This window comes from Lysobacter terrae, assembly GCF_054782215.1.
Window position 1 is genome coordinate 72,012 of sequence record NZ_BAAGSX010000005.1, and the last position, 12,269, is coordinate 84,280.

13 protein-coding genes are annotated in these 12,269 nt (G+C 66.6%); 5 read left to right on the forward strand and 8 right to left on the reverse strand.

The window, feature by feature from the left end; translation table 11 throughout:
* Positions 1-68: 68 nt before the first annotated feature.
* The 6 genes from ACYVJ8_RS11085 to ACYVJ8_RS11110 form a co-directional block, all read right to left on the reverse strand.
* The gene (locus ACYVJ8_RS11085; RefSeq protein ID WP_460712310.1) at positions 69-488 is read right to left on the reverse strand and encodes a hypothetical protein; all 420 of its coding nucleotides are present in this window, start codon (positions 486-488) and stop codon (positions 69-71) included.
* A gap of 421 nt (positions 489-909) precedes the next feature.
* A complete protein-coding gene (locus ACYVJ8_RS11090; protein ID WP_460712312.1) occupies positions 910-1,134 on the reverse strand; it encodes a hypothetical protein in 225 nt (74 codons plus the stop codon).
* Between the two features lie 362 nt (positions 1,135-1,496).
* A complete protein-coding gene (gene gcvH / locus ACYVJ8_RS11095) occupies positions 1,497-1,892 on the reverse strand; it encodes a glycine cleavage system protein GcvH (RefSeq protein WP_460712314.1) in 396 nt (131 codons plus the stop codon).
* Positions 1,893-2,053: 161 nt separating this feature from the next.
* Entirely contained in the window at positions 2,054-3,184 is a 1,131-nt protein-coding gene (gene gcvT, locus ACYVJ8_RS11100) for a glycine cleavage system aminomethyltransferase GcvT (RefSeq protein ID WP_460712316.1), read from the reverse strand.
* Between the two features lie 593 nt (positions 3,185-3,777).
* A complete protein-coding gene (locus ACYVJ8_RS11105) occupies positions 3,778-4,215 on the reverse strand; it encodes an NfeD family protein (protein ID WP_460712318.1) in 438 nt (145 codons plus the stop codon).
* 3 nt (positions 4,216-4,218) lie between these two features.
* Complete coding sequence (locus ACYVJ8_RS11110) at positions 4,219-5,163, reverse strand: SPFH domain-containing protein (protein ID WP_460712320.1); 945 nt, start codon at positions 5,161-5,163, stop codon at positions 4,219-4,221.
* Between the two features lie 202 nt (positions 5,164-5,365).
* On the opposite strand from ACYVJ8_RS11110, the gene ACYVJ8_RS11115 reads away from it, so the two are divergent.
* Genes ACYVJ8_RS11115 through ACYVJ8_RS11125 form a run of 3 tightly spaced genes read left to right on the forward strand, consistent with a single transcriptional unit; the run spans position 5,366 to position 8,060 of the window.
* Positions 5,366-6,016: an RNA polymerase sigma factor gene (locus tag ACYVJ8_RS11115; protein ID WP_460712322.1), complete on the forward strand. Its 651-nt coding sequence runs from the start codon at positions 5,366-5,368 to the stop codon at positions 6,014-6,016.
* Positions 6,009-6,857: a hypothetical protein gene (locus ACYVJ8_RS11120; RefSeq protein ID WP_460712324.1), complete on the forward strand. Its 849-nt coding sequence runs from the start codon at positions 6,009-6,011 to the stop codon at positions 6,855-6,857. Before ACYVJ8_RS11115 ends, ACYVJ8_RS11120 begins: the two co-directional genes overlap by 8 nt.
* Positions 6,858-6,905: 48 nt before the next feature.
* Complete coding sequence (locus tag ACYVJ8_RS11125) at positions 6,906-8,060, forward strand: PDZ domain-containing protein (protein ID WP_460712326.1); 1,155 nt, start codon at positions 6,906-6,908, stop codon at positions 8,058-8,060.
* Between the two features lie 135 nt (positions 8,061-8,195).
* Here ACYVJ8_RS11125 and hemP read toward each other — a convergent pair whose 3' ends face one another.
* A complete protein-coding gene (gene hemP / locus ACYVJ8_RS11130; protein ID WP_460712328.1) occupies positions 8,196-8,387 on the reverse strand; it encodes a hemin uptake protein HemP in 192 nt (63 codons plus the stop codon).
* Positions 8,388-8,473: 86 nt separating this feature from the next.
* Positions 8,474-9,445 (reverse strand): aldo/keto reductase, encoded by a 972-nt coding sequence (locus ACYVJ8_RS11135; RefSeq protein WP_460712330.1) that lies wholly within the window; start codon positions 9,443-9,445, stop codon positions 8,474-8,476.
* 82 nt (positions 9,446-9,527) lie between these two features.
* On the opposite strand from ACYVJ8_RS11135, the gene ACYVJ8_RS11140 reads away from it, so the two are divergent.
* Both ACYVJ8_RS11140 and ACYVJ8_RS11145 read left to right on the forward strand, forming a co-directional pair.
* Positions 9,528-10,664 (forward strand): GGDEF domain-containing protein, encoded by a 1,137-nt coding sequence (locus ACYVJ8_RS11140; protein ID WP_460712332.1) that lies wholly within the window; start codon positions 9,528-9,530, stop codon positions 10,662-10,664.
* Positions 10,665-10,790: 126 nt separating this feature from the next.
* Positions 10,791-12,089 carry a NupC/NupG family nucleoside CNT transporter gene (locus tag ACYVJ8_RS11145; protein ID WP_460712334.1) on the forward strand — a complete coding sequence of 433 codons (1,299 nt, stop codon included), beginning with the start codon at positions 10,791-10,793 and terminating at the stop codon, positions 12,087-12,089.
* The last annotated feature ends 180 nt before the right edge of the window (positions 12,090-12,269 follow it).

Consider the following 12,269-nt stretch of genomic DNA (forward strand, 5'->3'; position numbering starts at 1 on the left):
CCCCCGCCTGGGCTGCGGGGAGAGAGCGGGTGTTACGGCAATCGGGACTTTCTGTTCTAGACGATGACTTAGATCATCGGCGCCGGGGTGGCCGGCATGGCAGCAGCAGCCGACTTCTTCGAAGCGCGCTTCTTGCCGGCCTTCTTCGCCGGACGCTTGGCAGCCTTCTTGGCAGCCTTCTTCGCGGTCTTCTTGGCAGCCTTCTTCGCCGGACGCTTGGCGGTCTTCTTGGCAGCCTTCTTCGCGGTCTTCTTGGCAGCCTTCTTCGCCGGACGCTTGGCGGTCTTCTTGGCAGCCTTCTTCGCGGTCTTCTTGGCGGTCTTCTTGGCGGCCTTCTTCGCCGGACGCTTGGCGACCTTCTTGGCAGCCTTCTTGGCGGCCTTCTTCACGGTCTTCTTGGCGGCCTTCTTGGCGCCAGCCTTCTTAGCGACCTTCTTCGCAGCCTTCTTGGCGGCGGGCTTCTTCTTAGCAGCTTTCTTCATGGCCATGGTATGGCTCCTCGTCAGTTGTAAAACATGCCCCTCGCGGGGCGTCGGTCTTTCAGGGTCAACAACAGCCCAGTACAAAACCTGCCGCGGGCGAACCCGCGACCAAACGCCGGTGCGCCAGGCGCACCAAAGCGAATGCGTTTCCCATCAGGACAGGCCGGCCCGACCGTGCCTGAAGGGGCGACCCGGGAATCTCTCCCCGAGCCTGGGTAACCGCGTCCCAAATAAAAACCCGATCCGCTTTGGGCGAACCGGGCTGGAGGCGGTCACTCATTTGCGTGCAGGTGAGCTTCGTTTTCGCAAAGGACAGGACGCCAACGTCCACCGTTTTGTTGTTGCTGGCGGAGGTCCGTTTCTTACTTTGCGTTGTCGCGATCGCTCGACTCACTCTGTTCCGCAGGTATCGTCTGCTGGGCGAAACCTAATCACGGTTTTTTGCGATGTCAACAATCCGACCTAATTTTTTTTCCGGCGCGGTTCCGGGCATTCGCTTGCCGGCCGCAGCGAGCGCCGACGCGGATGCGCGCCACGCGCGTACCGGCAACAACATCGCGATCCCGATCGATTTTCCAAACCACATAAAAAAAGGCATTTCGCAATCGACGAAGATGCAAGCGCGGCTCGCGTCGAGCAGACGACGCAGCATCGGCGATCGGCGCGCGCGGGCGCTCGACGACCATTTTGGCAGTCGTCATGTGCCGACGGCCGGTAGGCCGGTTTGGGCGTCGCACAAGCCCGTTTGCGCGAAAACTGCGCAAACTTTTTTGCCCCTGGAGGCGCGCGCGGGAGTCTGTGCGCGCATGTCGATGCGGACACGCGACACGCTTTCGGTCGTCTCGCGATGCGCTCCATCGGCGGACTCGCGACCGCATACGCGACGCGCCGCCGCTTCGCGTGCGACCTGCGGATGAAATCCGTGCTGCTTTGACGGCGTCCGGAAACGACGATGCCGGCACGAGGCCGGCATCGGAGGAACGCTGAAGGCGCGCACCGCGCGCCCGGAAGCGATCAGTGGTCTTCGTCTTCGAGCAGCTCGGCGTAGTCGTCGGGGGCGAGCAGTTCGTTGAGCTGTTCGGCGTCCTCGATCTCCAGGGTGAACAGCCAGCCCTCGCCGTAGGCGTCTTCGTTGATCGTCTCGGGCTTGTCCGTCAGCGCGCTGTTGACGGCGGTGACCTTGCCGCTCACCGGCGCATACACGTCGGAAGCCGCCTTCACCGATTCGACCACGGCACAGGCGTTGCCGGCTTCGACGCGGTCGCCGACGTTGGGCAGTTCGACGTAAACCAGGTCGCCCAGCAGACCTTGCGCGTGGTCGGAGATGCCGACGGTGACCTTGCCGTCGCCTTCGACGCGCGCCCACTCGTGGGACTTGAGGAACTTGAGGTCGCCGGGGATCTCGCTCATGGGGTGCTCCGTTGCTGTGCGTCGAACGTATGGGTTGTGAGGGCCGCGCCGCCGCTGCGGACGCGTTGGGGGCGTAGTGTAACTAAGGGTGGGCGTGTCGGATCAAGGCGCGCCGGTGTAGCCAAGTATGGCCGCACCGGGATCGGGTGCGGCCGGAGGCATCAGATACCTTCCTGTGCCTTGCCGTCGCGCACGAACGGAAACTTCACGACGCGCACCGGCACTTCCTTGCCGCGAATATCGACGCGGACGTTGCCCGCGGCGCCCAGCGGGATGTCGCCGGCCGGCACGCGCGCGAATGCGATCGCCTTGCCCAGCGTCGGCGAGAAGGTGCCCGACAGGATCTCGCCGTCGCCGTGTGCGGTCAGCACTTTCTGACCGTGGCGCAGCACGCCCTTCTCGTCCATGACCAGGCCGATCATCTGCCTCGGCACGCCATTTGCTTTCTGTGCCTCGAGCACGGTGCGGCCGATGAAGTCACGCGGCTTTCCATCAGCTTGGGCGTCGAGCGCGACCGTCCAGGCCAGCGCGGCCTCGTAAGGCGACACGGTTTCGTCCATGTCCTGGCCGTAGAGGTTCATGCCGGCTTCCAGGCGCAGCGTATCGCGCGCGCCCAGGCCGGCCGGCTTCACGCCTGCGGTGAGCAGCGCGTTCCAGAAGGCGACGGTCTGCGCTTCGGGCACGATGATCTCGAAGCCGTCCTCGCCGGTGTAGCCGGTGCGGGCGACGAACACATCGACGCCGTCGACGGTCTTCGCCTCTGCGGCGGCGAACTTGCCGAGCTTGGCGACCACAGTGCGATCCGCTTCGCGCAGGAGGCCCAGGACTTTCTCGCGGGCCGTCGGGCCCTGCACGGCGACCATGCCGAAGTCCGGACGCTCGGTGGCGCTCACGTCGAAGGCCTTCGCCTGCTCGGTGATCCAGGTCAGGTCCTTGTCGCGCGTCGCGGCGTTCACCACGAGGCGGAAGAAGGTTTCGTCGCGGTAGTAGACGATCAGGTCGTCGATCACCCCGCCCTGTGCGTTGAGCATGCAGGTATAGAGCGCCTTGCCCGGCACCTTGAGCTTGTCGACCGAGTTGGCGACGAGGTGGCGCAGGAAGTCGCGCACCTTCGCGCCGCGCAGATCGACCACGGTCATGTGCGAGACGTCGAACATGCCGGCGTCCTGGCGGACCAGGTGATGCTCGTCGATCTGCGAGCCGTAATGGATCGGCATGTCCCAGCCGCCGAAGTCGACCATCTTGGCGCCCAGGGCGCGGTGGGTGTCGTTGAGAATGGTCTTCTGCGTCATGGCGTGCGGAGCGTGGGGAAGGAAGTCGGCAATTATCCCGCGCCGCGACGAAATCTGCTTGCCTCATCCATACGGCGATGCACTGAAGATTGCTCGTCATCCCCGCGAAGGCGGGGATCCAGGGACTTTGCTTTTTTAAAGCGGTCGGTCGGCTTCGGAAGGACGCGCTACCCGCCGGGATGGGGGTGGCTGCGACCCTCCGGACGGCAGTCCTGCCTTTAGTCGGGCCGCGGACCATCCATGGTCCGCTCTCCGCCACCCCCATCCCGGCGGGCAGCGCTAATCGCAAGCGTGAAGTTCGCCGCTTCGACCATGCGCTCTTCTTCTCCCCGCGTGCGGGGAGAAGATGCCCGAAGGGCAGATGAGGGGGCGAGCGAAGCGAGTTGCTTTTGCTTTTTGCCAACACGCCCGAGATGTGTGGGAGGGCAGGCGGTGCCGGTGCGGTCTGCGTGACTGTCGGCGGCATGGATGCCGCCGACAAGCCTCCATGGACGGATTCACGGCGTGTCACGCAGACCGCACCGGCGCCGCCTGCCCCGCCTGCGCATGTCCCAGATGCAGGCTTTCGCGCTTCTCGGAACTTGAAGGACCGCTTACCCCACCGCTTCCACCTTCAGACTCATACCTTCCACCGCCACCACGCGCACCGGCGTGCCCGCAGCGAGGTCCGGCCCGCTGACCTCCCAGAACGCATCGGCGATCTGCACGCGTCCGCGGCCGGCGACGATCGCGCGCTCCAGCGGCACGACGCGACCGACCAGGGTCTGCGCCCGGCGGTTGAGCGTGGGCTGATCGCTGCCGCGCGCGCGGTTGCGGAACCAGCGCCGGTACACCTGGATCGAGATGAAGCTGAGCACCACGAACAGCGCCACCTGCGCCAGCACCGGAATGTCGAACAGCAACACGATTACGAATACGGCCGCCGCAGCGAACCCAAGCCACAGCATGAACGCGCCCGGCGCCATCGTCTCCAGGGCGAATAGCAGCAATGCCGACGCCGCCCAGATCACTACCTGCCAGTCCCAACGCATGGCTCAGCTCCCTCGACCTGGAACCGGCGGCGGCGTCTTGCTCATCGCATCCTTCGCCAGCTCGGCGATGCCCGCGAGCGAGCCGATCACGCCTGCCGATTCCATCGGCATCATCACGAACTTCTGGTTCGGCGCCTCGGCCAGCGCCTTGAACGCCTCGATGTATTTCTGTGCGACGAAGTAGTTGATCGCCTGCACGTTGCCACCGGCGATCGCGTCGGAAACCAGCTGCGTCGCCTTCGCTTCCGCCTCCGCCAGGCGCTCGCGCGCTTCGGCCGCGCGGAACGCGGCTTCCTTGTTGCCCTCGGCTTCCAGGATCACCGACTGCTTCTCGCCTTCGGCCTTGAGAATCGCCGCCTGGCGGAAGCCCTCGGCTTCGAGCACGTTGGCGCGCTTCTCGCGTTCGGCCTTCATCTGTCGCGCCATCGAGTCGACCAGGTCGCGCGGCGGCTGTATGTCCTTCAACTCGATGCGGTTGACCTTGATGCCCCACGGATGCGTCGCCTGGTCCACCGCCACCAGCACCTTGGCATTGATCTCGTCGCGCTTGGACAGGGACTCGTCCAGGTCGAGCGAACCGATCGCGGTACGGATGTTGGTCATCACCAGGTTGAGGATGGCGATCTCCAGCGTCGCAACCTCGTAAGCCGCCTTGGCCGCGTCCAGCACCGAGAAGAACACGATGCCGTCGACCTTCACCACCGCGTTGTCCTTGGTGATCACGTCCTGGCTGGGGACTTCCAGCACCTGCTCCATCATGTTGATCTTGCGGCCGACGCCCTGATAGATCGGCATCAGGAAGTGCAGGCCCGGCGTCAGCGTGTGGGTGTACTTGCCGAACGCCTCCACCGTCCACTCGAAGCCCTGCGGCACCATGCGGACGGCCTTGAACAACACGATCACGCCGGCGAACAGCAGCACGGCGGCCAACAGCGAACCCAAAGACATGGCGATCCCTCCCTGAAGTTGCGGCCAGTATAGGCGCCGTGAAGGTACGTCCTTTGATATTGGCTGGATGGCAGGTTCCGCCGGAATCAAAGCCGGTGGTTTGCCGTTATCACCCGCCGGCGCGGCCCGGTTCGTAAGGGATTTGAAAAATTGTCGCGGGCCCATGCGACGGTTTGCCCTCCGGGCGCATCCTTCACCCTGGATGCCGACCACTTCCTCCTTCGCCATCGACGTACCCGACAGCCTGCTCGCCCGTGCGCGCGCCGGTGAGCGGCCGGCGTTCGAGCAGCTCTATCGCTGGTTCGAGCGACCGGTATTCACCCTGGCCCTGCGCATGTGCGGCGACCGCGAGGATGCCGCGGAAGTCCTGCAGGACACGATGTTGAAAGTACTCAACCGCGTCGGCGAGTTCCGCGGGTGCGCGGCGAGCGGCGAAGGCGGCAGCCCGTTCTGGGCCTGGTTGCGTCAGATCGCCGTGAACGAAGCACTGATGCGCCTGCGCAGCCGGCGCACCCACACCGAGGTGGGGATCGAGGACGAGTCCGCGCTGGAAGACCTCGCCCCACCGCCACCGGCCGCCGCGGATGCCGCGCAGCTGCAGCGCGCGCTGGCCCAGCTGCCCGCGCTGACCCGCAGTGTGCTGTGGCTGTACCACGCCGAGGGCTATACCCACGAAGAGATCGCGACGCTGATGCAACGCACCGCGAGCTTCTCCAAATCGCAGCTTGCGCGCGGCAGCCGCCGCCTGCGCCTGCTGCTCGACACGCCTGCCACGACGAGCGAGGCCGCACGCAGCGAAACGCGCAATGCCGGCCCCGTCGCGTCTTCTATGTTCGAGGTGCGCCATGCCTGATGAATTCGCTCCCGCCGCCGCCATGGACGGCGCACCACGCACCTGGGGCGAAGCCTTCGCTTCGCTGCCGCTGGAAGTGCCCGCCGGCGACACCTGGAACCGCATTGCCCATCGAGTCGATGCGCCCGCAATGCGGCAGCGCACGACCCATCGCGAGCGCCGAATGAGCTGGCTGATCGGCGTGGCCAGTGCAGCCGTGCTGGTCCTCGCGGCCTGGTCGCCGTTGTCGCAATGGCTGAGCGGCGGCGATGCGCCACCTTCGTCGGCCGTGGCTACCGTTTCGACGGCACCCGGCGTGCTTGTGCCCGCCGCACCGGCCCGCACCGAACCGCGCAACCCGGATGTGGTCACGCCTGTCGCGACCGCCTCCACGGGAACGGCGAATGCCGACCCGACGCCTTCGCCCGCGCGATTGGCCTCCGCGCATCGCAAGGCGGTGCACAAGCCTCATCCGCAGGCGCAGCTCGCGCAGACGGCCGTGGCGCAGTCGCCCGCAGCGACGAGCGCGGTTTCGCTGCCTTCCAGCGATGCGACCGCTACCTCCGCCGATCCGCTCGGACCGCTGAAGCTCCAATCCGCCCAACTCGAAGCGCTGATCGCACTGGCCCGCGACGAACGCGTCGCCAATGCCAGCAACGAATGGCTCAGCAGCGAGATCGACGCCGGGATCGCGGTGGTCGACGCCGCGCTTTCGCAATCCGATGTGGCGCCGTCGCGCCAGCAGGAACTGTGGCAGCAGCGCGTCGACCTGTTGCAGCAACTCGCCGGCGTCGAAGCCACCTCGCGTTGGCTGGCGGCGCAAGGCGCGTCGAACGAAACCCTGTTGGTCAGCGTCGACTGACCATTCCTTCTCTACCTGTCACGGCATTCAGTTCCTCACGGAGTTCCCATGAAACTAGCGCTCCCCCTCACTACCGCCCTGGCCAGCGCCATTGCGCTGACCTTGGCCTTCGGCGCATTCGCGCAAGCGGCGCCCGATGCGGCCAAGCAGAAGGAACTGGCCGCTGCGCGCGAAGAGTTGCATCGCGCCGCGCAACGCGTCGCCGAACTTTCGCGCGACCTGGGCGGCACGCCCGACATGGTCATCGAGCGACGCCTGCTGCCGCGGCCTGTGCTCGGCGTGATCCTGGAGGGCGATGCCGGTGCCGGCGTGCGCGTCGCTGCCGTCACCCCGGAAAGCGGAGCGGCCAAAGCCGGATTGCGCAGCGGCGACCGCATCACGTCGATCGAAGGAAAGGTGCTTGTAGGCGCCGAAGGAGAATCCCGCCTGGCCGATGCGCGCGCGCGCCTTCGCAAGCTCGACGACAAAACGCCGGTCGCGCTGACCTACGTACGCGAGGGACGCACCGCCAGCGCGAAGGTCACGCCCACGCGCGGCGATCAGTTGCTCATGTTGCACGAGGCCAACGGCGACGTGATGACGATGGAGGGTGCCCCAACGATGCATGTTCGTCCCGACGGCGCCGTGGAATTCGAATCGCGCATGGTGCATGTCGCGCCCGGCGGCGTCGCGCCGCAGATTCGTCGCGAAATCATCGAACGCGCTCCCTGCGACGACGATGACTGCCGCATGCCGCTGCTGGCGGAAGCCTTCCGCTGGAACGGCCTCAATCTCGCTTCGGTAGACAAGGATCTCGGCCGCTACTTCGGCACCGACAGCGGTGTACTGGTCCTCAGTATTCCCGAAGGCATGGGCGGTGGCTTGCGTGCTGGCGACGTGCTCAAGAAGGTCGATGGCAAGGCCGTGAAGACGCCGCGCGAAGCGATGGCCGCCGCGCATTCGCACGAGCCTGGATCGGCCGTGGCCGTCGAATACCTGCGCGATCGCAAACTGCTCGCCACGCGCATGACCCTGCCGGAGCGGGCGATGCTGCGCCTGCCCGTGCCGCCGGCGCCGCCTGCGCCGCCTGTCCCTCCGGCTCCGCCGCGTGCCGGCGCACCGGCGTCCATGGCAGTGCCGGCCATGCCCGCGCCTCCGGCGCCACCGCCGCCCGCCGCGCCGGAACCGCCGCCGCCGCCGCCGTCACCGCTGACCTTGCTGTAGTCGCGGTCGACTCGCAACGAAGCTTCCGACCAGTCCGAAATCAAAAAAAGAGCCCCGCTGCATACGCACGGGGCTCAAGTTTTTCTGGGGGAGAGAGCCGCTTTCGCAGCGGAAGCGCTGACTACTCGGTCAGAATTATTTGGTCAGAATCAGTTTGTCGTTGCGGGTGTGGCGCAGCCGATAGACCTCGTTGCCGTGACGGATCAGCAGCTCGCGGGTACCGCGCAGCAGGGCATTGCTTTCAACGGAAGCATGCGCGGCTGGAGGCGACAGGACTTCGTTGCGGAGCGGTCGGTTCACCAGATGCAGGACAGGGCGCAGGGGCATGGCATAGGGCCTCGGCTGGGGTGCGAACAAATGATAATGATTCTCATTTGTTTTGCAAGCCATCCGAACCCACGCACTCTCAGCCCTCAGGCAGCGGCCGCTTCGAGCCGTGCCCAGGCATCCTCCGGCAGCGTTTCGTACAACTCCAGCGCCTGCAGGTTCTGCAGCAGCTGCTCCACGCGGCTCGCGCCGAGGATGACGCTGGAGACATGCGGATTGCGCAGGCACCAGGCGATGCCCAAGGTCGCCGGCGAATGGCCGATCTCCTTCGCCGCGGCGGCGAAACGCGACGACCGCTCGATCCGATGCGCCTCGTCGTCGCCAATCACTATCCGCTTCAGCCAGGCCATGCCCTCGCGGTCGAGGCGCGCATCGTCGCCCTTGCCAGCGGCGTACTTGCCGGTCAGCAGGCCCGAAGCCAGCGGCGAGAACGTCGTAGTCCCCAGGCCAAGCTCGGCGTACAACGGCGCGTATTCGAGTTCGACGCGTTCCCGGTGCAGCAAGTTGTACTGCGGCTGCTCCATGCTCGGCGCGTGCAGGTTCGCCGCGCGGGCGACGCGATGAGCCTCGCGGATCATCGCGGCGGGCCACTCCGACGTGCCCCAGTACAGCACCTTGCCCTGGCGGATCAGCGCGTCCATCGCCCAGACGGTTTCTTCGACCGGCGTGTCCGGATCGGGACGGTGGCAGTAATACAGATCGAGATAGTCCACGCGCAGACGCTTGAGCGCGGCGTGGCAGGCGTCGGTGACGTGCTTGCGCGACAGCCCGCGCTGCGTCGGCCGCGGATCGACGGCGGAACCGAACAGCACCTTGCTCGACACGCAGTAGCCATCGCGCGGCAGGCGCAGGTCGGCGATGACATCGCCCATCACGGCTTCCGCCATGCCGTTGGCGTAGCCCTCGGCGTTGTCGAAGAAATTGACCCCGTGGTCCCAGGCGGCGGCGACCAGATCGCGCGACGCCCCACGGCCGATCTGCGCGCCGAAGGTGAGCCAGGCACCGAAGGACAGGGCCGACAACTGCAGGCCGGAGGAGCCTAGACGACGGTATTGCATGGGAACTCCGTGAAATCGTCCGCAAGGGCGTGCATGCTACCGCCGCCATCATCGGATTGTTCCGATCCGTCTGGGGAGACTCGTGCAGGCCTTGCTACGCCAGATCCGCGACACGCTGCGGCTGTTGTTCGCACAACCCGACGAAGTGATGCTCGAAGTCGGCTCCGGCGGCGAGTTGATCGCCGCGCGCCTGCGCGCCGTCATCGCCCTGCTGTTGCTGCTGCTGCCGCTGATCAACGCGGCGGGCGGCGGCAGCATCCGCGAGACCATGATCGGCCTGGGCGGCGCGGTCTTCGTGAATGTGTTCGCGCAGGTCTGGCTGGCGCTGGCGCACCGGCAGCGCCAGCACCGCTGGCTGCCCTTCGCCAGCTCCGCCTTCGACGTCACCGCGGCGACGCTGGTGCTGGTGGTTCTGGCGATGAACCACCTGCCATCCGGGCTCAACAGCATGGTGGTGTGGTGTTGCTACCTGCTCGCATTGGTGTTGACCGCCCTGCGCGGCGATGCACGGGTGACGATCTTCGCCGGTGCGCTCGCGCTGGTCGAATACGCGGTGCTGGCGACGGTGGCGATCGCATCGGCTTCCTCCCCGGAGGAACTGATTTCCGCCGACTACGGCGCCGTGACCGTCGGCACCCAGCTGCAGCGGATCGTGCTGCTGGCGATCACCACGCTGATCACGGTGATGGTGACCTTCCGCATGCAGCGCGTGGTGGAAATGTCGGGCACCGATGGCCTGACCGGCCTGCCCAACCGCGTCTGGCTGCTGCACCGCGTGCCGCGGGTGATGGATGCGGTGCAGCGCGACGGCAGCACCCTCTCGCTCGCGCTGATCGACCTGGACCACTTCAAGCGCGTCAACGACGAAGCCGGCCATCGTGCCGGCGACCGCGCACTCAAGCACGTGGTGTCGATCCTGCGCGAGGGCGCCGAGCCCGGCGAAAACCTGGTGCGCATCGGCGGCCAGGAATTCGTGCTGCTGATGCGCAAGCCGATCGGCAGCGCCTGGGAGCGCGTGGACCAATTGCGCAGGCAGCTGCTGCAGCGCCCGTTCGAGCCGGAGCGCGGCGGCGAGCCGTTCCGCCTCAGCCTGAGCGCCGGCATCGCCACGTATCCGCAGGAGGGCGCCGACCTGTCGCGCCTGCTGCGGCGCGCCGACCAGCGCCTGCAGGAGGCCAAGCGCGAGGGCCGCAACCGCGTCATCGCGCGCGACAGCTGAACGCCGCGGCAGGCCAAAGCTCCGCCCCAGCCATCTGACGGCGCCTCTGGCGGACCTTGGTTGCCCGGCTTGGCGGCCACCCGCTACCCTGCGCCCTTCACGCCGTCACTGGCACAGGGGAATTCAGTGGAAGCATTTGCACGCGCCGCCTTCGGCCTGTTCGGCCTGGCCGTCCTCATCGGGCTGGCCTGGCTGTTCTCGAACAACAAGAAATCCGTCGACTGGAAATTGGTCATCACCGGCGTGACCCTGCAGATCGCCTTCGCGGCACTTGTGCTGCTGGTGCCCGGCGGCAAGGACGTGTTCGACGCGCTCGGCCGCGGCTTCGTCAAGCTGCTCGAGTTCACCGGGGTCGGCACCCAGCTGATCTTCGGCGACCTGTCCAAGCCGGCGAAGTTCGGCTTCATCTTCGCCTTCCAGGTGCTGCCGACGATCATCTTCTTCGCCGCGCTGATGGGCATGCTCTACCACCTGGGCGTGATGCAGTGGATCGTGCGCGGCATGGCCTGGGCGATCACCAAGGTGATGCGCGTGTCCGGCGCGGAAACCACCAGCGTGTGCGCCAGCGTCTTCATCGGCCAGACCGAGGCGCCGCTGACGATCCGTCCGTACCTGAGCCGCATGACACAGTCGGAACTGCTGACGATCATGGTCGGCGGCATGGCCCACATCGCCGGCGGCGTGCTCGCGGCCTACGTCGGCATGCTCGGCGGCAGCGATCCGGTGCAGCAGGCGTTCTACGCCAAGCACCTGCTGACGGCCTCGATCATGGCCGCACCGGCCACACTCGTGATTTCCAAGATTCTGAGCCCCGAAGTCGGCGAACCGCTGACCCGCGGCAAGGTGAAGATGGAAGTCGAGAAGAGCACGGCGAACGTCATCGACGCCGCCGCCGCGGGTGCCGGCGACGGCCTGCGCCTGGCGCTGAACGTCGGCGCGATGCTGCTGGCCTTCACCGCGCTGATCGCGCTGCTGAACGCGCCGCTGACCTGGGCGGGCGAAGTCACCGGCATCGCCCACACGCTCGGCAAGCCTACCGACCTGGGCACGCTGCTCGGCTACGTGCTGGCGCCGATCGCCTGGGTGATCGGCGTGCCGTGGCAGGACGCGACCACCGTCGGCGGCCTGATCGGCCAGAAGATCGTGCTCAACGAATTCATCGCCTATCTGCAGTTGTCCGACATCATCAACGGCAAGGTGCCCGGCACGACGCTGACCCCGCAAGGCAAGCTGATCGCCACGTACGCACTGTGCGGCTTCGCCAATTTCAGCTCGATCGCGATCCAGATCGGCGGCATCGGCGGCCTCGCTCCGGAGCGTCGCCACGACCTGGCCCGCCTGGGCCTGAAGGCAGTGCTCGGCGGCTCGATCGCCACCTTCATGACCGCGACGATCGCGGGCGTGCTGACCACTTTCGGCGGCTGACCCAACCCCGACCCCGAAAGGGGCAAGCAGCACTCGAAAGGGCCGCGAATGCGGCCCTTTTTCTTTGCCCAAGGGGCGCGAAATGCGGCCCCGCCAAGGGGCGCGAAATGCAGCCCTGCCAAGGGGCGCGAACGCGACCTTGAGCTTGCTCCGGTCGCAGGCTCGGCGACGACGAAACGG

Excerpts from the sequence above, each read along its gene's own strand:
- ACYVJ8_RS11085 (WP_460712310.1), bottom strand. The coding sequence starts at position 488 with ATGGCCATGAAGAAAGCTGCTAAGAAGAAGCCCGCCGCCAAGAAGGCT.
- gcvH (WP_460712314.1), bottom strand. The coding sequence starts at position 1,892 with ATGAGCGAGATCCCCGGCGACCTCAAGTTCCTCAAGTCCCACGAGTGG.
- ACYVJ8_RS11090 (WP_460712312.1), bottom strand. The coding sequence starts at position 1,134 with ATGCTGCGTCGTCTGCTCGACGCGAGCCGCGCTTGCATCTTCGTCGAT.
- ACYVJ8_RS11135 (WP_460712330.1), bottom strand. The coding sequence starts at position 9,445 with ATGCAATACCGTCGTCTAGGCTCCTCCGGCCTGCAGTTGTCGGCCCTG.
- ACYVJ8_RS11105 (WP_460712318.1), bottom strand. The coding sequence starts at position 4,215 with ATGCGTTGGGACTGGCAGGTAGTGATCTGGGCGGCGTCGGCATTGCTG.
- ACYVJ8_RS11110 (WP_460712320.1), bottom strand. The coding sequence starts at position 5,163 with ATGTCTTTGGGTTCGCTGTTGGCCGCCGTGCTGCTGTTCGCCGGCGTG.
- gcvT (WP_460712316.1), bottom strand. The coding sequence starts at position 3,184 with ATGACGCAGAAGACCATTCTCAACGACACCCACCGCGCCCTGGGCGCC.
- ACYVJ8_RS11120 (WP_460712324.1), top strand. The coding sequence starts at position 6,009 with ATGCCTGATGAATTCGCTCCCGCCGCCGCCATGGACGGCGCACCACGC.
- ACYVJ8_RS11125 (WP_460712326.1), top strand. The coding sequence starts at position 6,906 with ATGAAACTAGCGCTCCCCCTCACTACCGCCCTGGCCAGCGCCATTGCG.
- ACYVJ8_RS11115 (WP_460712322.1), top strand. The coding sequence starts at position 5,366 with ATGCCGACCACTTCCTCCTTCGCCATCGACGTACCCGACAGCCTGCTC.
- hemP (WP_460712328.1), bottom strand. The coding sequence starts at position 8,387 with ATGCCCCTGCGCCCTGTCCTGCATCTGGTGAACCGACCGCTCCGCAAC.